Source organism: Nostoc sp. MS1 (genome assembly GCF_019976755.1).
Lineage (GTDB): Bacteria > Cyanobacteriota > Cyanobacteriia > Cyanobacteriales > Nostocaceae > Trichormus.
On the sequence record NZ_AP023441.1, the window covers coordinates 4,309,046 to 4,329,466 of the forward strand.

The 20,421-nt window shown below is 42.1% G+C and carries 22 protein-coding genes, 1 tRNA gene and 1 other annotated feature; of the genes, 13 read left to right on the top strand and 10 right to left on the bottom strand.

Annotated features, from left to right (window positions below):
* Positions 1–4: 4 nt before the first annotated feature.
* On the bottom strand, positions 5–1,009 hold the full coding sequence (locus NSMS1_RS18660) for an SDR family oxidoreductase (RefSeq protein ID WP_224086272.1): 1,005 nt from the start codon (positions 1,007–1,009) through the stop codon (positions 5–7).
* 88 nt (positions 1,010–1,097) lie between these two features.
* Between NSMS1_RS18660 and NSMS1_RS18665 the strand changes: the two genes are divergently transcribed.
* Positions 1,098–1,796 (top strand): TetR/AcrR family transcriptional regulator, encoded by a 699-nt coding sequence (locus tag NSMS1_RS18665; RefSeq protein ID WP_224086273.1) that lies wholly within the window; start codon positions 1,098–1,100, stop codon positions 1,794–1,796.
* 200 nt (positions 1,797–1,996) lie between these two features.
* Here the strand turns inward: NSMS1_RS18665 and NSMS1_RS18670 are convergent, their stop codons facing one another.
* The gene (locus tag NSMS1_RS18670; RefSeq protein WP_224086274.1) at positions 1,997–2,941 is read right to left on the bottom strand and encodes a glycosyltransferase family 2 protein; all 945 of its coding nucleotides are present in this window, start codon (positions 2,939–2,941) and stop codon (positions 1,997–1,999) included.
* Positions 2,942–3,090: 149 nt separating this feature from the next.
* Here NSMS1_RS18670 and rplS point away from each other — a divergent pair, with 149 nt between their 5' ends.
* The 8 genes from rplS (at position 3,091) to rplL (ending at position 7,269) form a co-directional block, all read left to right on the top strand.
* A complete protein-coding gene (rplS, locus tag NSMS1_RS18675) occupies positions 3,091–3,453 on the top strand; it encodes a 50S ribosomal protein L19 (RefSeq protein ID WP_224086275.1) in 363 nt (120 codons plus the stop codon).
* A gap of 137 nt (positions 3,454–3,590) precedes the next feature.
* Positions 3,591–3,663: transfer RNA gene (locus NSMS1_RS18680), tRNA-Trp, on the top strand.
* Positions 3,664–3,857: 194 nt separating this feature from the next.
* On the top strand, positions 3,858–4,082 hold the full coding sequence (gene secE / locus NSMS1_RS18685) for a preprotein translocase subunit SecE (protein ID WP_224086276.1): 225 nt from the start codon (positions 3,858–3,860) through the stop codon (positions 4,080–4,082).
* The gene (nusG, locus tag NSMS1_RS18690) at positions 4,082–4,711 is read left to right on the top strand and encodes a transcription termination/antitermination protein NusG (protein WP_224086277.1); all 630 of its coding nucleotides are present in this window, start codon (positions 4,082–4,084) and stop codon (positions 4,709–4,711) included. Before secE ends, nusG begins: the two co-directional genes overlap by 1 nt.
* A gap of 6 nt (positions 4,712–4,717) precedes the next feature.
* Positions 4,718–5,143 carry a 50S ribosomal protein L11 gene (rplK, locus tag NSMS1_RS18695; RefSeq protein WP_224086278.1) on the top strand — a complete coding sequence of 142 codons (426 nt, stop codon included), beginning with the start codon at positions 4,718–4,720 and terminating at the stop codon, positions 5,141–5,143.
* A gap of 119 nt (positions 5,144–5,262) precedes the next feature.
* The gene (gene rplA, locus NSMS1_RS18700; protein ID WP_224086279.1) at positions 5,263–5,979 is read left to right on the top strand and encodes a 50S ribosomal protein L1; all 717 of its coding nucleotides are present in this window, start codon (positions 5,263–5,265) and stop codon (positions 5,977–5,979) included.
* Positions 5,980–6,028: 49 nt separating this feature from the next.
* Positions 6,029–6,195: a sequence feature (ribosomal protein L10 leader region), on the top strand.
* A 58-nt stretch (positions 6,196–6,253) separates the two neighbouring features.
* Complete coding sequence (rplJ, locus tag NSMS1_RS18705) at positions 6,254–6,799, top strand: 50S ribosomal protein L10 (protein WP_224086280.1); 546 nt, start codon at positions 6,254–6,256, stop codon at positions 6,797–6,799.
* Positions 6,800–6,876: 77 nt separating this feature from the next.
* Positions 6,877–7,269, top strand: coding sequence for a 50S ribosomal protein L7/L12 (gene rplL, locus NSMS1_RS18710; RefSeq protein WP_224086281.1), 393 nt, complete (start codon positions 6,877–6,879; stop codon positions 7,267–7,269).
* Between the two features lie 431 nt (positions 7,270–7,700).
* Here the strand turns inward: rplL and NSMS1_RS18715 are convergent, their stop codons facing one another.
* Positions 7,701–9,461, bottom strand: a complete 1,761-nt coding sequence (locus NSMS1_RS18715; RefSeq protein WP_224086282.1) for an ATP-binding protein — start codon at positions 9,459–9,461, stop codon at positions 7,701–7,703.
* A 182-nt stretch (positions 9,462–9,643) separates the two neighbouring features.
* Positions 9,644–9,880, bottom strand: coding sequence for a hypothetical protein (locus NSMS1_RS18720; protein WP_224086283.1), 237 nt, complete (start codon positions 9,878–9,880; stop codon positions 9,644–9,646).
* Between the two features lie 608 nt (positions 9,881–10,488).
* Between NSMS1_RS18720 and lepA the strand changes: the two genes are divergently transcribed.
* Positions 10,489–12,300: a translation elongation factor 4 gene (lepA, locus tag NSMS1_RS18725; protein ID WP_224086284.1), complete on the top strand. Its 1,812-nt coding sequence runs from the start codon at positions 10,489–10,491 to the stop codon at positions 12,298–12,300.
* A gap of 123 nt (positions 12,301–12,423) precedes the next feature.
* Here lepA and NSMS1_RS18730 read toward each other — a convergent pair whose 3' ends face one another.
* On the bottom strand, positions 12,424–13,146 hold the full coding sequence (locus tag NSMS1_RS18730) for an SDR family NAD(P)-dependent oxidoreductase (RefSeq protein ID WP_224086285.1): 723 nt from the start codon (positions 13,144–13,146) through the stop codon (positions 12,424–12,426).
* Positions 13,147–13,180: 34 nt separating this feature from the next.
* Positions 13,181–13,936: a glucose 1-dehydrogenase gene (locus NSMS1_RS18735; RefSeq protein WP_224086286.1), complete on the bottom strand. Its 756-nt coding sequence runs from the start codon at positions 13,934–13,936 to the stop codon at positions 13,181–13,183.
* Positions 13,937–14,168: 232 nt separating this feature from the next.
* Here NSMS1_RS18735 and NSMS1_RS18740 point away from each other — a divergent pair, with 232 nt between their 5' ends.
* The 3 genes from NSMS1_RS18740 (at position 14,169) to NSMS1_RS18750 (ending at position 17,177) form a co-directional block, all read left to right on the top strand.
* Positions 14,169–14,480: a winged helix-turn-helix transcriptional regulator gene (locus NSMS1_RS18740; RefSeq protein WP_224086287.1), complete on the top strand. Its 312-nt coding sequence runs from the start codon at positions 14,169–14,171 to the stop codon at positions 14,478–14,480.
* Between the two features lie 373 nt (positions 14,481–14,853).
* Positions 14,854–16,041: a glycosyltransferase family 4 protein gene (locus NSMS1_RS18745; protein ID WP_224086288.1), complete on the top strand. Its 1,188-nt coding sequence runs from the start codon at positions 14,854–14,856 to the stop codon at positions 16,039–16,041.
* Positions 16,042–16,205: 164 nt separating this feature from the next.
* A complete protein-coding gene (locus NSMS1_RS18750) occupies positions 16,206–17,177 on the top strand; it encodes a cyanophycinase (protein ID WP_224086289.1) in 972 nt (323 codons plus the stop codon).
* Between the two features lie 72 nt (positions 17,178–17,249).
* Here the strand turns inward: NSMS1_RS18750 and NSMS1_RS18755 are convergent, their stop codons facing one another.
* The 4 genes from NSMS1_RS18755 to NSMS1_RS18770 form a co-directional block, all read right to left on the bottom strand.
* Positions 17,250–18,416 (bottom strand): cysteine desulfurase family protein, encoded by a 1,167-nt coding sequence (locus NSMS1_RS18755; RefSeq protein ID WP_224086290.1) that lies wholly within the window; start codon positions 18,414–18,416, stop codon positions 17,250–17,252.
* 5 nt (positions 18,417–18,421) lie between these two features.
* Positions 18,422–19,048, bottom strand: coding sequence for a type I restriction endonuclease (locus NSMS1_RS18760; RefSeq protein WP_224086291.1), 627 nt, complete (start codon positions 19,046–19,048; stop codon positions 18,422–18,424).
* Positions 19,049–19,292: 244 nt separating this feature from the next.
* Positions 19,293–19,772, bottom strand: coding sequence for a thioredoxin-dependent thiol peroxidase (gene bcp, locus NSMS1_RS18765; protein ID WP_224086292.1), 480 nt, complete (start codon positions 19,770–19,772; stop codon positions 19,293–19,295).
* Positions 19,773–19,855: 83 nt separating this feature from the next.
* Positions 19,856–20,392: a DoxX family protein gene (locus tag NSMS1_RS18770; protein ID WP_224086293.1), complete on the bottom strand. Its 537-nt coding sequence runs from the start codon at positions 20,390–20,392 to the stop codon at positions 19,856–19,858.
* Positions 20,393–20,421 lie beyond the last annotated feature (29 nt).

Below are 20,421 nucleotides of genomic sequence, written 5' to 3' on the forward strand. Positions count from 1 at the left end.
TGTCTTATAAATAGCCTTGAGACTGATACCATAACATCGTATCTTTCAAAGTATGTCTGATAGGGCGAAAGGTTGCGCCTAACTCTCGTTCAGCTTTAGCTGAACTTAAGCTTGCTTTCTCAAATAAAGTCTGGATACCAGCTAGTGGCATCGGGTTAACTCCACCAGTTATACTTGTTACCTGTTCCAAAAACCAAGCGATCGCCAACGCCACACCATCAGGAATTTCTATTCTGGGAGCTTTCACCCCTGAAATCGCTTCCACTTCTAAAGCAATCTCTTTCATACTTGTCAGTGGCCCCGCTACAAGATAACGTCCACCTCGTTCTCCTCGTTCAGCAGCTTTCACCGTGGCCGCCGCCACATCTCTGACATCAGTTAATGAAGCGCTACCATTAATCACCCCTGGCAGCTTACGTCTTAACAAATCTAACACCAGTTGCCCCGCAGAAGTCGGTGCAGCATCCCCAGGCCCCATCATCCAACCAGGAAGAATCATCACTACATCCATTTTGCTAGTCTCTAGAAACCGATAAACTTCCTGTTCTGCCAAAACCTTAGTTTTGAAATAGAGATTCTTTTCGGCAAACGTGCTGTAGGGAGCAGTTTCAGTGGCAGGTCTATCTGGATAAGCTTGAATAACTCCACTTGATGAGATAAAAACAGTCCTTGCTACTCCCTGCGCCTCTGCTGCTTGCAAAAGTTTTATCGTGGCATCGACATTGATACGCTTCATCTTCTCCCAGTCACTACCCGGCTGATAATACTCCCGGAAAAAGGCAGCCGTGTGAAATACCACATCTACTCCCTTTAGTTCTTGAACAAAGGCAGGGACATTCTCCATATCACCTTGAATAAATTCAATCCCACTGTTGCCCAAAAAACGTTTTGCCTTATCAATGGAACGCACCAGACCCTTTACCTGCCATCCTTGCAATACCAACTCTCGACAAAGATTGCTACCTAGTAAACCAGTTGCGCCAGTCACAAACGCTATTTTGCCGCTCATGATACTTATTCCTGTTGATTCTATGAGTTGTAGTTTGAGTCTGCACTTTGTTAATGTGAGTAATAACTCACATCATATTTTGTAGTGTATGAGCAAAAGCTCACATCGTCAATCCCCTGGTGATAAAAAAGTGAAATCACAATCCGAAGATGAAAATCCCATATCTCATCAAAGTCGCCGCAAACCATCAGGCGATCGCGGTCGGCAAAGGCGTGATTTAATCTTGAATACAGCCGCCGATTTACTAGCAGAGGGCGGAGTCGAAGCCATCAATACCAACGCCTTAGCCGAGCGTGCCAATATTTCCATTGGGTCTGTATATCAGTATTTCTCCAACAAGCAGGCAATCCTCACTGCTTTGGGGGAGCGATATATGCAGCAATTGAGCAGTAATACCTTAGCTGCTCTCAAACAGGATGTCTCCAACTTGGATTTTCCTACTATGATTGATCGGGTAATTGACCCCATGATTAGCTTTGAGCGCAAACATCCTGCATTTAGACAGTTAAATGCAGGTCAAGAAGGAGAAGGCACGCTTGCAGAAGAAGCCAAACGTATAGATCAAGAAATATTAGTGACTATCTACGATTTGCTTCTGAGAGTTTCTCCTGGACTGAACCCCACTCAAGGCTGGCATACTGCGCGGGTGACAAAAGCTCTTTATAAAGGTATGAGTTATTTGATACAACAAGAAAAAGAGATTCAGAACGCTGGCGGAAATGTTGATGCTATGATTGCTGACATGAAGCGGATGATGGTGAATTACTTAGAAAATCAGTTGGGGTAAATACTATAATTTTACAGAAAATTGTAATTACTTATGTCTGAACACTGATGATTTATTTGATGTGTTTCTCAACAATTTTCTAGGGGTGAATATTGAGCAGGCGATCGCAGCCCTTAAATTAGCATTAAATTGTATGTAGTAAGGACTTTAATCCTTCTCCAATTCAAAATCAAGGCTAAAGCCTTTACTACAAACAGTAATTACGATTCAATCAATACCAATTTATTAACACGTTCATTACTCATTTGAGATTTGCGTGAATAGACAGCATTGAGCAACAATTTCCAGGCAGAAATGGAAAGTATAGATGTATCTAACATTGACAGGAAACTTGGCAAATTATTCTGTTTCAAAGCAACTATAAGCCAATGAAGTTTTAAGTAATCTTTTATATGCCCTAAGGATGGAATTTGCAAACGATGCTTTTCATTTACTAAGGCATAAATCTTTTCCTTCATCAGAATATTTGTATCCAAACGCTGCTTTAAAGAAAACTTTTGATTATAAGCACCAGTCCAAATTGTCCGGTAAGCCAAGCACTGATTGAGGAAAATAGCATGACCAAACTGGGCAATTTTAATCCAAGAATCAATATCATCACAGTTAGTATTCAGTTGAGCATCCCAACCGCCAGTTTCTAAGAAAGCATCACGGCGACAAGCAACTTGCACTGGTGTACCAAATGGCACAAGCTCCATCAGCATCCCATAATGAATATCGGTTTGGGGAATATAAAAAGCTAAACCAGGTTCAGTCTTAGGAGTGCGACTCAGTTCAACTCCGTTACTATCCACCTGCGCGGCGACACAAGAACAAATCACCGCATCAGGACAGAGTGCGATCGCACAAGCCATCTGTTCTATACATTTAACATCTAGATAATCGTCATCGTCTAAAAATTTAATCCAATCACCGCTAGCCTTTTCCACCCCGGTATTGACGGCCGAGGAGTGACCTTGATTGACATCATTGCGATGATAGACAACACAATCACCCAAACTCCTCACATAGTTTTGTGTCTCATCCGTTGAACAATCGTCAACAACAACCACTTCACAGGGTACAGTCTGTTGCAGTGCAGAATCAATAGCCCGACGTAGCAAATCCAAACGGTTATAAGTGGTGATGACAACACTAAATTTCATAAGTATTACACCTGTAACAAATTCTTCTGCAATATAGCTTTTCTTTTGTGGCTGTCGTATCTGTAAAATTATCTATCAAAAAAGCAGTGGACTGAAACATGATTCTCGATTTATGATGGATGATTGTGAGTTTTTAAAACAAACAGGCCATGAACGCTCAAGAGATCATTCGTTCCATAGAAGCGGAACAAATAAAATCTGACCTGCCCGAAATTTATATCGGCGATACCGTCAGAGTCGGCGTAAAAATTAAAGAAGGCGACAAATATCGTGTACAGCCATACGAAGGTGTTGTCATTGCTAGGCGCAACGGTGGTATAAACGAAACCATTACAGTTCGTCGTGTATTCCAAGGCGTGGGTGTAGAACGGGTATTCCTGTTACACTCTCCCCGCATTGATAACATTAAAGTATTGCGTCGTGGTAAAGTAAGACGTGCTAAACTTTATTATCTGCGCGGTCGTGTAGGTAAAGCAACCCGGATCAAGCAACGCTTCGACCGTTCCTTATAATTTTGTTCAGGGTATGGGAGAAATCTCAGTGAATCGGCGGCATCTGCCGCTTGCTCCCTCAACAAAGGTATGCTATGATGAGGAATCAGTTATGTTAAACAAAAAAGTTTAACATAATAAAAACCAAACCAGCTTGTGCGCTCTTAGTTCAGTTGGTAGAACGCAGGTCTCCAAAACCTGATGTCGGGGGTTCAAGTCCTCCAGGGCGCGCTCGAAAGTAAAAAACACAGCCCGAACCAATAGTACATCTGCTAAAATGGCGGAAAGTGCTATTGATTTCGGGTGTAGTTGTTTTATACTTGCAGCTTTTTTGCTTCCAGTAAATTTGATGGAGTGAAGCTGTCAACCTGGATGAAAATAAGCAGAGTATAGCTGTATTGACTAAAGACGGGGGATAGACGACCGTGGCCAAGAAAAATGAGGCAGAAATCGCAGAGACTTCTGGTGGCGGGTTTAACTTTGGCAACTTCTTCCAAGGAACCAGAGAAGAGTTAGACAAAGTAGTTTGGCCTAGCCGTAAGCAACTAATCAGCGAATCAGCCGCCGTGTTGCTCATGGTGACACTCTCCGCTTCCTTAATCTATTTAGTCGATGGATTGTTTGGTTGGGTAGCAAAGCAGGTATTCTGATGACTTCTGCGACAGACGAACCAATTAACTCGCCGCAGTCAGAGGAAACAGCAGAAACAGCGTCTAAAGAAGCACGTTGGTATGCAGTGCAAGTAGCCTCCGGTTGCGAGAAACGGGTCAAAACGAATTTAGAGCAGCGCATTCAAACTTTTGATGTAGCTGAGAAAATTGTCCAAGTAGAAATTCCCCATACGCCAGCAGTGAAAATCCGCAAGGATGGTAGCCGCTCACACACAGAAGAGAAAGTATTTCCTGGCTATGTGTTAGTGCGGATGGTGATGGATGATGATACTTGGCAGGTGGTACGCAACACATCCCATGTAATTAACTTTGTGGGAGCAGAACAAAAACGTGGTACAGGCAAAGGTCGTGGACACGTTAAGCCGTTACCCCTAAGCCATTCTGAAGTAGAACGGATCTTCAAACAAACCACCGAACAAGAGCCAGTTGTCAAAATTGATATGGCAAGTGGTGATAAGATAGTCGTGCTTTCTGGCCCATTTAAGGACTTTGAAGGCGAGGTAATTGAAGTGAGTCCAGAACGGAGTAAACTAAAAGCCTTGCTCTCGATTTTCGGGCGAGACACACCAGTAGAACTGGAATTTAATCAGGTAGAAAAACAGAGCTAATAAAAAATGGCGAAGAAAGTAGTAGCGGTCATTAAGTTGGCCCTGAATGCTGGAAAAGCCAACCCAGCACCCCCAGTTGGCCCTGCTTTGGGTCAACATGGTGTTAACATCATGATGTTCTGCAAAGAGTACAACGCCAAAACAGCAGACCAAGCTGGGATGGTAATTCCTGTAGAAATCTCGGTTTATGAAGACCGGAGTTTCACATTTGTACTCAAAACGCCACCAGCATCAGTATTGATTCGCAAAGCGGCAAAAATTGAAAGAGGTTCCAACGAACCTAATAAGAAAAAAGTCGGTTCAATTACCAATGCACAACTGCGGGAAATTGCTCAGACTAAACTCCCTGACCTCAACGCCAACGATATTGATGCGGCAATGAAGATTGTTGCTGGAACCGCCAAAAATATGGGCGTAACCATTACAGATTAGGGAAACAGAGTCCATAGTCATGAGTAAACTGTTACATACTCATAACTCAGCACTCAAAACTCATAACTAAAATTATTGGGGGAGAAGCCAAGCTTCGCCAACAACCCCTGGAGATAAAAATGGCAAAGAAAATATCACGCCGCTTGCGGGAATTGCAAGCAAAAGTAGAAGATAGAGAATACGCCCCTCTAGATGCTCTAGGTCTGTTAAAAGAGACAGCTACAGCAAAATTTGCCGAAGCGGCAGAAGCGCATATCCGTTTAGGTATTGATCCAAAATATACAGACCAACAATTACGGACTACAGTGGCATTGCCCAAAGGTACAGGGCAAATTGTACGAGTAGCTGTAATTGCTCGTGGTGAAAAAGTTACCGAAGCCTTCAACGCTGGTGCGGACGTAGTTGGTTCGGAAGAACTAATTGACGAAATCCAAAAAGGCAGAATGGACTTTGACAAGTTGATTGCTACACCAGATGTAATGCCACAAGTGGCTAGACTTGGTAAGTTATTAGGCCCTCGTGGTTTAATGCCATCACCAAAAGGTGGTACAGTCACATTTGACATAGCAAGTGCGATCGCTGAATTTAAAGCTGGTAAACTAGAGTTCCGGGCTGACCGTACAGGCATCGTTCATGTTATGTTTGGTAAGGCATCCTTCTCGCCTGAAGATTTGTTGGTAAACTTGAAGGCGTTGCAAGAAACAATTGACCGTAACCGTCCTTCAGGAGCCAAAGGTCGCTACTGGCGCACGTTTTATGTGTCTGCCACAATGGGACCATCTATTAAAGTCGATATCAACGCTCTAAGAGATTTTAAACTGACTGAAGCAGCATAAACTTGGTAATGGGTAATAGGTAATCGGTAAAATACCATTACCAATGACCAAAATTAAATATACAAAGCCGGAGACAGCAGGTGCTAATTGCTTAAATATCCTGCCGAGGTGAAAGCTCTATGACTGCAGGTGACGCATAATTTTTTGTGTCACCGTAGAAACAAGAGTCTTGATACTGAACCCCGGCTGAGATAGCTGGGGTTTATTGTTTGCACTAGTCAGCCAAAAATCATCACAAGAGAATCGACGATTATTTTGAGGAGGTGAAACCGAGATGGGTAGAACGCTAGAAAATAAAAAAGAAATCGTAGCTGACCTCAAAGAAACTCTGAATGAGTCAACTTTGGCACTAGTAATTGATTACCAAGGTCTGACAGTTGCCGAAATTACAGACTTACGGCGGCGGCTACGTCCTACTGGCACTGTCTGCAAGGTGACTAAGAACACTTTGATGGGTATTGCCATTCAGGATGATGAAAAATGGCAGGCTTTATCAGAGTTGCTCAAAGGTTCTTCGGCATTTTTGTTAGTTAAAGAAGATTTCTCTGGAGCAATTAAAGCTTACCAAGATTTCCAAAAAGCTAGCAAGAAAACAGAACTTCGCGGTGGAGTTTTGGAAGGACGCTTGCTCAAAGAGCCAGATGTTAAGGCTCTAGGAGATTTACCATCCAAGGAACAACTCATTGCTCAAATTGCTGGGGCTATCAATGCTGTGGCGACACAATTGGCTGTGGGTATCAACGAAGTTCCTGGTGGCTTGGCGCGTGCATTGCAAGCTCTCGCTGATAAAGAAAATGGCGATACTGATAGTGCAGCCTAATCAAAGTATTAGTTGTTAGCGCTACTGACAACTGACCACTAACAAATAACTAAATCAACATTACAGGAGTTATATCAATGTCTGCTGCAACCGATCAAATTTTAGACCAATTAAAATCCTTGACTTTGTTGGAAGCTGCTGAATTAGTTAAGCAAATCGAAGAAGCTTTCGGCGTAAGTGCTGCCGCACCTGCTGGTGGCATGATGATGATGGCGGCTCCTGGTGCTGCGGCTCCTGCTGAAGCAGCAGAAGAGAAAACCGAGTTTGACGTTGTTCTCGAAGCTGTTCCAGCCGATAAGAAGATTGCTGTATTGAAGATTGTTCGTGAAATCACTGGTTTAGGTCTAAAAGAAGCTAAGGACTTAGTAGAAGCTGCTCCTAAAGCCATCAAGGAAGCTGTTGCTAAGGAAGCTGCTGAAGACGCTAAGAAGCGGATTGAAGAGGCTGGCGGTAAGGTAACAATTAAGTAATTTGTAATACTTCTTTGGGAAAGCAAGCTACGTAATTCGTAATTTGCAATTACAAAAGTTGGATTTAATTACTGAGATATTCTTCTGATGAAAAAGGAGTCCAATTGGACTCCTTCTTTTGTATTTAGTTATGGACTGTAGAGAATGACCTTCCAATCTGTAAATTATTAATTGTCATAAATTCATACAAAATTACTTTAAGAGACTATTTATAAAGTAAATCTTAAGTAGGGTGCGTCATGGCTTCAGCATAACGCACCCTTAGATCAGATGGTGCGTTAGGCGCTTCTATCAGATTTTTCATGAGAACCTATAGTCAAAGTCTGCGCCTAACACACCCTACAAGAATTTTATTTTTACTTTATAAATAACCTATAAGAGAATTTATCTAAAAAATATTAATTGTGAAACTTGGAAGTGGGAACGAATATTTATTGATTAATACTAGAACTACTATCACTAGAAGATAACATCACTGGTTGTTGGTACAGAGGTACTGTGAAGGTGACTGTAGAACCTAATCCTTCACCAAGGCTGTAAAAATGTACTTCCCCGCCCATAGTCTCTACAAGTTTCTGGGATATGGCTAGCCCCAAACCTGTACCGCCATACTGACGAGTGCGGGAACCGTCTACTTGAGAAAATAGTTGAAATAGTTTGTCTTGTTGGTCTAAAGAAACACCGATACCAGTATCGGCTATCCTGACTCTCACCATCCCAGGAAATTGCTGTTCTTGGAATTTCCCTTTTTTTAGTACCACATCAGCTGTGACTGTAATCCCACCTTCATGAGTAAATTTAATCGCGTTACCGACTATATTTAACATAACTTGCAGCAGCCGTTGGTAATTACCTTCAACGACAATTTCATCTGAGGTGGGGGGTAACTGCATTCGGAAACTAAGGTTTTTTACCTCTGCTTGTGGGCGCATGAAGTTATCTACATCACAAAATAGCTCTTCTAGCTTGACGGGAGCGCAAACTAACTCCATTTTGCCGGCTTCAATTTTGGCTATATCTAAGATGTCGTTAATAATGTTGAGCAGGTGTAGCGATAATTGATGGGCTTCGGATAAAAATTGGTTTCTTTCTTCGGCATCATCTGCCATACCCTCTAAAATTAGCTTGAGGAAACCAATCATGCCATTTAGAGGGGTGCGAATTTCGTGGGAGACGTTAGCGAGAAACTCACTCTTGAGGCGGGAAGCTTCTTCGGCTTTTTGTCGTGCTGCTTCTAATTCTTTGTATAAGGTAGCATGAGCGATCGCTGTTCCTAACTGGTCTGCTACTTCTTTGGCTAGTTCTATTTCCGAGTTAGTTAGCGGACAGCATTCATCAGGTAAGTTGATAGCAATTAAGCCATTGGCTTGGTCTTGATAACAAGTCGCTACTACTAAAATCTTTTGTTGAGGGCAAAGATCATACCCTGGAACTTCCATAATAATCGGTTCCAATGTTGACAAAGCTTGAGCGAAAGCTTGTTCTTTAGTTACATCTATTTCCAAACCCAACATAGAAACGCGGTCTGGCCGATGATATTCGGCAATTACGCGCACTTTTGAGCTACATGGTTGGTAGGGGCAAATAATACAACGCTCCAGCCTGAGTGCTTTGCCCAAACTATCTACTGTTTGCTGCCAAATCGCGTCTAAGTCTAATGTTCTGCGAATATTTCTGGTAATTTTATTTACCAGTCTTTGGTGCTGCTGCGATCGCGAAGTTAGGTCTATATGTGTTGGTGTAGTAATAGATACATTTATTTCTTGGTTATTAGCTTTAACTTGTAATAACCTTCCCATAACTAGGACAGTGGTGGCAGCCGTTCCTAAAGGCGGAATAATCGGACTCATCACCAATTCCAACTCAAATAGATTTTGATGACAACTAAACCACAAGGCGAACTTTTCTGGAACCGAATTGTTCATTACTCGATGCAATCTTTCGGTGTAAGAAATCTTCTCCACTGGGGCAAAGATTTCTTGTGAATTGCCATCAGCAACTATCTGCTCTGGGTTGAACCCTAACAGATCGCTTTTTTGCCAATAAAAGGACAGGTAACGTCCTGTTCCATCCTGCACATATACCAACTCAGCGCCGAGAGTAGCTAATAAACTATTAGCCTTATGATTATTGATTGATTCCAAGTTTTGGGGAAATCTATTTGGCAATTGGGAATTGGCAGTGATAGTCATTGCATCGAATTGAGTTGGATGGACAAATGGCAACTCACAACAGTTTCATGAAGGCTGGACAAAGCTTGGCATAAAATTTTACAGCTTATACATACTGAGTATTGCGTATTTTAAGTTTTATGTCCTTGGAATTGAAAAACTTCACATTTTTCTGCTTGATTCTTTACAGCCTATTCATGAAGTCAATCATTCCATTCTCCACGAGGAGGAACAGGAACCCGATGGGGGCTGCGGGTGAGTTCATCATCTCTGAGAGCCTCACCTCGTAACCATTGGCGAATAGCGACTTCAATCACCTTACTGGGGTCATTAGTCAGGTGCTGAATTTGTTCCAGTAACTCCGAATCCAGTTGGACAGCGATTTCTACCTTATCGGCTTGATTGGATTCCGCGTCGGTAGACCTTTCTTTCATATTCATAGGTTTATATACTCAGAAACTGTCTTGTGACAAGCTTTGAAAAGCGGTTTTATCTGCTGTTCGGGTTATTTTACTGACACAATATGAGAAATTTATAATTACATAGTTCCCCGAAATTTCACCAAACTAACAGCATCAGATAGCTGGGTGGCAATTTTCATAGAACACTCTAGACAATTAGCGTAAAGTCAGAGCGGAGGCTTCCTCCGATCTGAACTTTGTAAAAAGCCTAGAAGTTTTGTCAGTAAATCAGAGATTCCGAGCAAATACTGGTGGTAATTGCCCATCATATCTACACTATGTACTTATATATATTTATTGTACGCTCCAGGTAGATGATTACTAGCAGAGAAAAATAGACTTTATAGAGATTCTTAAAAAGTCTGTGAGTAATCTTTAAATTGGGGAGTGGGGAGTAGGGAGTGGGGAGTGGGGGGAGATGAGGGAGATGATGATTATTAACTCCTTCCTGCCTTTTGACTTTTGACTATGGACTGTTGACTAATGACTAATGACCAATGACAACTGACTAATGACTAATAAAGCATTAAAATACATGAAGTAAATGCTCTTTTAACCTTGGTTGCTGCTTCAGCAAGAATTAGTATATGACTGACGTTCCCGCAGTTCGCATTCGCAATTTTTGTATTATTGCTCACATCGATCATGGGAAATCTACCCTGGCCGATCGCTTACTGCAAGCCACTGGCACTGTTGACGAGCGGCAGATGAAGGAACAGTTTCTCGACAACATGGATTTGGAACGGGAGCGCGGCATTACAATTAAGCTGCAAGCTGCCCGGATGAATTATCAAGCCAAAGATGGTCAGCAGTATGTACTAAATTTAATTGATACGCCGGGACATGTGGACTTTTCTTATGAAGTATCGCGCAGTTTGGCGGCGTGTGAAGGTGCTTTGCTTGTGGTAGATGCGTCTCAAGGTGTTGAGGCGCAAACTTTGGCAAACGTCTATTTAGCACTAGAACACAATCTAGAAATTATCCCAGTTCTCAACAAAATCGACTTACCAGGGGCAGAACCAGACCGGGTAATTAGTGAAATTGAGGAAATTATCGGTCTCGATTGTAGTGGGGCAATTCTCGCCTCAGCTAAAGAAGGAATCGGTATTAATGAAATTCTAGAAGCGATTGTCGAACGTGTTCCACCAGCACCAGATACAACTAAAGAACGCTTACGGGCGTTAATCTTTGATAGCTACTATGACAGTTATCGGGGTGTAATTGTATACTTCCGGGTGATGGATGGGACGCTGAGAAAAGGCGATCGCATCTACCTAATGGTATCTGAGAAAGAATATGAAATTGACGAATTAGGCGTTCTTTCTCCTACACAAAAGCAAGTAGATGAACTCCACGCTGGGGAAGTGGGTTATTTAGCAGCTGCCATTAAGGCGGTAGCTGATGCGCGGGTAGGTGACACAATTACCTTATCTAAAGCTAAAGCCACCGAACCTTTACCCGGTTACACAGAAGCCAACCCAATGGTTTTCTGCGGTATGTTCCCCATCGACGCTGACCAATTTGAAGATTTGCGAGAAGCCTTAGAAAAGCTGCGGCTGAATGATGCTGCACTGCAATACGAACCAGAAACTTCCAGTGCGATGGGTTTTGGGTTCCGTTGTGGGTTCTTGGGTTTGCTGCACATGGAAATTGTGCAGGAACGCTTGGAGCGAGAATACAATCTGGATTTAATTATTACAGCGCCTTCAGTGGTTTATAAGGTGATTACCATTAAGGGCGAAGAACTGTATATCGATAATCCCAGCCATTTACCTGCGCCTAACGATCGCGAAAGGATTGAGGAACCATACGTCCAAGTAGAAATGATTACACCGGAAACCTTTGTCGGCACTTTGATGGAGTTGTCGCAGAACCGCCGGGGTATCTTCAAAGATATGAAATATCTCACCCAAGGACGTACCACCTTAACTTATGAGATTCCTTTGGCAGAAGTTGTCACCGACTTTTTCGACCAGATGAAATCGCGATCGCGCGGTTATGCCAGTATGGAATATCACCTCATCGGCTATCGGGAAAATCCTCTGGTGAAGTTGGATATCATGATTAATGGTGATCCTGTGGATTCCTTAGCCATGATTGTCCACCGTGATAAAGCCTATAACGTCGGACGGTCAATGGCGGAAAAACTTAAAGAATTAATCCCACGCCATCAATTTAAGGTTCCCATTCAAGCATCTATTGGTAGTAAAGTTATTGCCAGTGAACACATCCCCGCCTTGCGTAAAGATGTACTGGCTAAGTGCTACGGCGGTGACATTAGCCGGAAGAAGAAACTATTGCAGAAACAGGCGAAGGGTAAAAAGCGGATGAAAGCTGTTGGTACGGTAGATGTACCACAAGAAGCTTTTATGGCTGTTTTGCGCTTAGACCAAAGCTAGAGGTGGGAATTTCTTCCATAAATGCGACATTGCATAAACGCGCATAATTGTATTAGTTTTTTGGGACGGGCATTTTGCCCGTCCCTTATTTTTATTCCCTGTTGCCCGTTAAATTGTTATTACTTAAGCAGCCGCCTTTTCATACAAGCGTAAGACACTTCCATTAACCATTGATGCTGCATCACTAGCCAGCCAAGCTGTAAATTCACCAATGTCATCAGCACTAACCCAAGTTGGTTGACTACGTTCTCGGCTGCTACGGGTTGCTACCCAACTATGAACAACAACTTCATTAATCCGCACAGCACTACCCTTGTTTTCCTGTATCAACACTTGAGCTAACATGAGTTGTCCAGCAGCAGTAATACTGACAGGACTGACATTAGGAACGGGAACTTCGGCGGCCGCGCCACCAATTAGGGTGTAACTAGTACCCTTATGTTCCTTGAGAACTGGGATAAAGGTACGCGCGGCGATGAAGTGACTGGTTAAATTACTATCCAAATATTGTTGCCATTCGGCAATTGATACTTCAGTTACAGGTTTGTTTCCCGACCACCAACCGCCAAGGGAAGCAACTACGGCATCAAGCTTACCAAATTGTTTGAGTAGTTGGTCACGGATAGTTTCGGCACTATCAACTGTACCAATATCCCCCACGATAGGAATAAAGCGTTCTGGGTGAGCTAATTCACCTAGAGAAGTGCGTAGTTCCTCAAGTTTCTCTGCTTTTCGTGAAGGTACGGCTACTATAGCACCAGCTTTGAGGAATGCTCTGACGATACCTTCACCAACATTACCTGCACCACCAAGAATTAAGGCGATTTTATTGTCTAGTTTGTTCATAATATATGTATGTTGTTGGCTCAAATTGAGGTAATCACGCTGCGAGGATGCCACCATCGACAGCCAGGGTATGTCCATTTACGAAATCGGTAGCATCGGCACATAACCAAAGCACAGCATTGGCAATGTCATCGGGTTTACCTAAACGTCCGGCTGGTACAAAACTCTCAAAGGCTTTGTTATTACCACCTGTTGCTTGACTGAGCATTTCCGTTTCAATTGGCCCTGGTGCGATCGCATTTATACGGATTTTGTGAGACGCATATTCCAAAGCTGCGGCTTTTGTCAGCATGATTACAGCCGTTTTTGAGGCATCATAAATCGATAAGCCAGGTGATAGGGGTCGAAAACCATTGATGGAAGCTGTATTGACAATTACGCCACCATTGCCTTGTGCCAACATCTGAGTAATTTCGTGTTTCATACACAGAAACACTCCCTTCACATTGACATCAAAAACTTTGTCATAGCTTTGCTCAGTTTGCTCTGCCAGCAAGGCATTTTGTCCTAGCATCCCTGCGTTATTGAAGGCAATATCTAAGCGACCAAACTTATTAACAACGCTGGCAATGGTTGATTTTATATCTGCTTCTTGAGATACATCGGCTTTGACAAATAAACCCTCGCTTCCCGCCTGCTGAATCGAACTAACGGTTTCCTGGCCTTCTTCTTCACGCCGCCCAACGACAACAACTTTAGCACCAGCACTAGCTAAAGCGATCGCTGTAGTCCGTCCAATACCAGAAGTTCCACCAGTGACAAGAGCAACTTTGTTTTCTAACGATACCATCCAAATTTCCCCGCTTTCACCAGTAATACCAATTCTTTAAAACAGAACAACAAATGCAGTCTAGAAAAGTCTTGCTACATCTGGGTTTCTTAATTACGAATTACGAATTGGTATAAAGCAGTGTGCCTGATTTGGATTTGCTTCACAAGTACGAACTTTTTGGTAATATAGTTACCTCATGGTATCCAAAAATAACCAAATACTTCTTAGCGCTGACTGCCCTATGCGCCGAATGCTCGATCTGGTAGGTGATAAATGGACACCACCAATCTTGTATCTTTTATCCTCTGGTACTAAGCGTTACACTGATTTTCAACGACAAATCCCCGGAGTTTCCAAAAAAATGCTGACACAAACCCTGAGAAGGTTAGAGTCGGCTGGTGTTGTGCAACGCACTGTCTATCCTATTGTGCCGCCCAAGGTGGAGTATAATTTGACTCCCTTTGGCGAAAAGTTGATTGAACCGATCGCAGCTTTAGCAGATTGGGCTTGGCAGCATCAAGAAGAGTTGCGGCTGATTTACGAACGTCAACAGATACAGTAAACACTCAGAAATAAAAAATTCACAGATTTTCCTGACTTACTCAGGAGTTATTTGAAGAGTTTGTAATTATACAGCTAATAACAAATCAATACTTTCAAATTGCTTCTTTTGGCAGATATATTTTAGGAAGCTGGCACTATAAGCTTTTCTAATTTTAAATCTTACGCTCCTGATACCAATAGGGGGTAAAATACTTCGTTTTATTTTGGCATTTATCAGTTAAACTAATAAACCTGATTTGTGTAGTTTAATAATTTTTGATTACTTAAAACCAAAAAATGTAAAAAAATCCGAAAATTTTAGTAAGTAAATTTGCTATAAGTGCCGTCCTCATAATTTTTAGATATTTACAAGGCATTGGGGAGTCTAGTTCATGAAGATACTGGTACTAAGTTGGGAGTTTCCACCAAGAATAGTTGGGGGTATTGCGCGTCATGTGGCGGAGTTATACCCAGAATTAGTTAAGCTAGGGCATGAAATCCATTTAATTACGGTGGAAGTTGGTCAAGCTTCGATGTATGAGGTGGTGGAGGGTATTCACGTACATCGAGTACCAGTGTCTCATAGCCATGACTTTTTTCATTGGGTGGTGAATTTTAATCAAAGCATGGGACATCATGGGGGCAAGTTAATTAATGAGGAAGGCCCGTTCGATTTAATTCACGCCCATGATTGGTTAGTAGCAGATGCTGCGATCGCTCTCAAGCATAACTTTAAAATTCCCCTCATTGCTACTATCCACGCTACTGAATACGGTCGTCACAACGGTATCCACAACGACACCCAACGCTACATCCACGGCAAAGAAAACCTACTAGCTTACAATGCTTGGCGAATTATTGTCTGTACAAATTATATGCGCCAAGAAGTAGAAAGAGCGCTTGCCAGCCCTTGGGATAAAATCGATGTGATTCATAACGGTATCCGACCAGAAAAGAAACAGCATCACGAAGATTTTCATGCTCAAGATTTTCGTCGCCAGTTTGCCGAAGACCATGAAAAGATTGTCTATTATGTGGGGCGAATGACCTACGAGAAGGGTGTATCAGTTTTACTCAATGCAGCGCCCAAAATCCTATCCGAATTGGGTGGTTACGTAAAATTCGTGATTGTTGGTGGTGGCAATACTGACAATCTCAAACGCCAAGCTTGGGATTTGGGAATTTGGCACAAATGTTACTTTACCGGATTTCTCTCAGATGAATATTTGGACAAATTCCAAACTGTAGCTGATTGTGCGGTATTTCCTAGCCTTTACGAACCCTTTGGCATTGTAGCTTTAGAAAGCTTCGCCTCGCGGGTTCCCGTAGTGGTGTCGGATACAGGCGGCTTCCCAGAAGTAGTCCACCATACCAAGACGGGGATAGTAACTTGGGTGAATAACCCTGATTCTTTAGCTTGGGGAATTTTGGAAGTTTTGAAAAATCCGGGATATCGCCAATGGCTGGTAGATAACGCTTATGAGGATTTGCAACGCCGTTTTAGCTGGCCTAAATTAGCTCAACAAACTGAAGCTGTATATCAACAAGTGGTGCAAGAGCGATCGCAAGTTGATTGGTAACACAATGTAAAGATAAGCTGAGGTTTTTGCCGAATAACTCCGGGAATTAATCGCTACTTTGCTTTATTGGGCGTTAACAAACAGTACAAGCCTTGTACGCTGGGAATTATAGCCTTGGGAGTGCGAAATTAAGCTATAGTTGCCGTTTGCTCCAAAAGGTGCGTATGACAAGAGCATTCCCAAATATAGCAAAGTACATCAAGAATTTAATATCTCGTCTTACAGCATACCTGAAACTCTTGTTTGGGGGCAACACTGTTGATGTTCTTCCTGCCCTAGCTGGCCCTGTCCTTAACTTGGGTGGGGGTGGACTGGATGTGGAAGCAGCTATTCAGTGGATGATTAACCAAGTCAGGGGAACGAGTAGAGTCAATGTTGTCGTTCTGCGTACTTACGGCAGCGATGACTACAATCATCTCATTTATCGGATGACTGGCGTAAACTCTGTACAAACACTGATTGTCAGTAATCGTCAAGATGCTAATAGAGATGATATTGTCCAGAAAATCCACAATGCTGATGTAGTCTTCTTTGCTGGTGGCGACCAATGCCAATATATTCGTAGTTGGAAAAACACCAAACTGGAGGCGGCTGTAGCATCAGTATATCGCCGAGGCGGGGCTGTGGGTGGTACTAGCGCTGGGGCGATGATTATGAGTGATTTCGTCTACGATGCTTGCGCCTGCGAAGACCCCATCGAAACGAAGGACGCGCTAGAAGATCCTTACCAAAATATTACCTTTACCTACAACTTCTTCCAATGGTCGCATTTACGCGGAACTATCATTGATACCCATTTTGATAGCCGTAAACGCATGGGTCGCATCATGACTTTTATCGCCAGACAAATTCAAGATGGTGTGTGTAAGAGTGTGTTAGGGATAGCTATTAGTGAGGAGACATCCGTTGTTGTAGATAAATATGGTAAGGCAAAGGTGCTGGGGAGAAACGCCGCATATTTCGTTTTAGGCGACCATCCACCGGAGGTCTGCAAACCGCGAACCCCACTCACATACCACGACTACAAAATCTGGCGAGTTCCCAGTGGTGAAACTTTTGACTTAAATAACCCACCAGCCAGGGGTTACTATTACCGGAGTGTGAAGCGGGGGAGGTTTGATTCAGATCCGTATTAGTTGACAGTTGACAGTTGTTAGCTTATTTCCACTGTCCACTGTCAATTGTCAATTATCAATTGTCCACTGTTCCTAAACTAAACTTGCCTGTTTGCGTAAACTCTGAATAGTAGCGATCGCATGTTTCGCTACTATATCAATTTCCTCTGCTGTATTGAAGCGTCCAATACCAAAGCGAATTGAGGCGTAGGCTAGTTTTTCTGGGCTTCCCAAGGCGGTGAGGACATGGGAGGGTGAGGTTTTGGTAGTGGAACAGGCGGAACCGGAAGACACCGCCACTACTGGCTGTAAACCTAGCTGGAGTGCAGCACCATCTACGCCTTCGATACTAATATTTAAGTTTCCGGCTAGGCGTTGTGTGGGATGTCCGTTGAGGCAGATACCTTCTAGTTGTGATAGTTGTGACCACAATCTTTCTCTTAGCTGGGTGAGGCGTTGATTTTCTTGTATCTGTTCAGATAGGGCGATTTCTACAGCTTTGCCAAAACCTACGATTTGGGGTGTATACAAGGTTCCAGAACGCATCCCCCTTTCATGTCCTCCCCCATGCTGTTGGGGTGCGAGTTGGACTCTGGGGTTGCGTCTTCTGACGTATAATGCACCGATACCCTTCGGCCCGTATACTTTATGGGCTGTCAGGGACATCAGGTCGATATTCATTGCTTGCACATCTAGGGGAATTTTGCCTATAGCTTGGGCTGCATCTGTATGGAAAATTATATGGCGATCGCGGCACATTTCCCCAATTGCTGCCAAAGGTTGCAATACCCCAATCTCGTTATTAGCAGCCATTACTGATACTAAAATTGTGTCATCACGCAACGCTTTTTCTAATTGTTGTAAATCAATTAAGCCATCTGCTTGAACTGGCAAAATCGTAATCTCAAAACCCAGTGTTTTTAAATATTCACAAGGGTCAAGTACAGCATTATGTTCAGTTGCAACGGTAATAATATGCTGACCTTTCTGAAAATAAGCTTCAGCCACACCCTTAATAGCTAAATTATTCGCTTCCGTCGCCCCGCTTGTAAAAACAATTTCTTCTGGTGTAGCGTTAATAGCTGCTGCTAAAATTTCCCGCGCTTGTTTTACACCTGCTTCTGTTTCCCAACCGTAAAGATGACTAATACTAGCAGGGTTGCCAAACTTCTCTGTAAAGTAAGGTAGCATTGCACTCAGTACCCGCTCATCTACTGGTGTGGTGGCGTGACAATCAAGGTATATAGGACGATTAGACATAGCTTTTAAGTTAAAATTTGACTTAAATTCTTCAAGATAGCTATAACTTCATATAGCTCATTCTTTCGTTTTAATAACGAAAATTCATCAGATATATCGTACATGGGAATATCAGTTTTATTTAATTTCAAAAAAAGAAAATGGCTACCATTTGTCAGTAATCCAAATACAGGCTTTTCTTGATTAGGGCTGGTTAACATATAAGCCAATGCTTGAGGAATATTCTCTAAAAGAGATATACCAGCCCTTTTTGATTCAATTACTAGCAACCATAATTGTTTTTGAATAACTAAAATATCTATTCTTCCTCTAATAATCTCTTCTTCATCTTCTAGAGAAATTTCTACAGATTCCTCAGTCCCAATAGAAAAAGGCTGGCTATAAAATCCTGCTAAATCTAATAATGGCGACAAAACCACCATTTTAACTGCATTCTCTAAAATTGGTGGTCTTTGTGCTAAGTTCAGGAAATTAGATTTCACTCTATCTAAATACTGCTTTTCTAAATCTGTAATTTCTGGCAACTTCTCTAACCATTCCCTAAAAAAGGACTCATCTTCTGCTTTTTGCAGCCCAAATCTTTCTTGCAGATAAGCCAGCCCTATATTTTTCGCTTGGATGATTTGAACCATATTTCATAAAATAGATAGTAACGCACCTACCACCAAGGACTTTGGTGCGTTAAGGCTTACGCCTAACACACCCTACATATACTTAGATTTTTATGGCTACCCCACGCTACGCGAACAGAAATCAAATCGGATTCCTATACTTATTGTAAATAAACTTTTCCTGAGATTAGTTTAATTACAAAAATACGTAGAGCGCAGTATGATATAAATCATTGTAGACTGCGCCAATAGTTTGATAAATATCTCAAATATTTGTTAATTCTTGTATTTTTTGTAAAACTGCTTGAGCATGACCTTTAGCTTTGACGTTAGGCCAAGCATAGGCAATATTTTTATCAGGTGAAATTAAAAAAGTTGAACGCGCTACACCCATGTATTCTTTACCCATGAATTTCTTTAAGCGCCATGCACCATAGGCTTCAATAAGTTGATGTTCTGGATCACTTAAAAGAGTGATAGACAAATTATGCTTATCAATAAATTTGCAATGTGCTTTACCAGAATCAGGACTTACACCTAAAACTTTTGCTCTTAACTTACTAAATTCTGAATATAAATCTGTAAAATCTTTGGCTTCTGTAGTACAGCCTGGAGTATCATCTTTGGGGTAAAAGTAAATTACTACCCATTGATTATTAAAATCGCTCAGGCTTACTAAATTACCATTTTGGTCAGGGGTTGAGAAATTAGGTGCTGGCTGTCCAGTTTCGGGGATGTTGCTCATAATAATATGGGGTTAAATCACAATTGCTTTTAGATTGTACCTAGATTTAGGTTTGTTCTTGTTTCTCTCACCCCTGACTTTATCTAAAAATTGTGGCGTTGCTGTCGGCGGCGTTTTCCACGTAGTTTATTCATGAGGAAGTTAAATATACTCGGTTCAGATGTTGTTGTTGATTCTGTCAGGTTTTGTTTACTGCTTCTCCAATAGTCTACAGAATATATATTGAACCCATGACCAGCAAGTAAGATAAACAACACAATTCCATAACTTAACATTGAGGTTGCTGCACTCCAATTTTGTACTGATGTCACTCCTAATTTCAAAATGATCATGAGTGCAAAAGTAACGATTAAAGCACTACGAGTTGCTAAACCAATTGTGATTAATATACCTACAATTAGTTCGACTGGGGGAACTAAGTAGGAATTAATTCTTACCAGAAATTCAGGGAAGTAAGAATTTTCTAATTGTTTGACAGTGGCTTCCACAAAGCCGGGGATATTACCAATGCGGGTAAATCCATGATTGAAATAATTTACACCTATAAGAATGCGTAAAAGTAAATAGGCGATCGCAATATCTTTGCGATTGAGTCCTAGATAATTTCTGTTGTCAGCCATGATTTTCTACTCCAACTTGAATTAAGTTT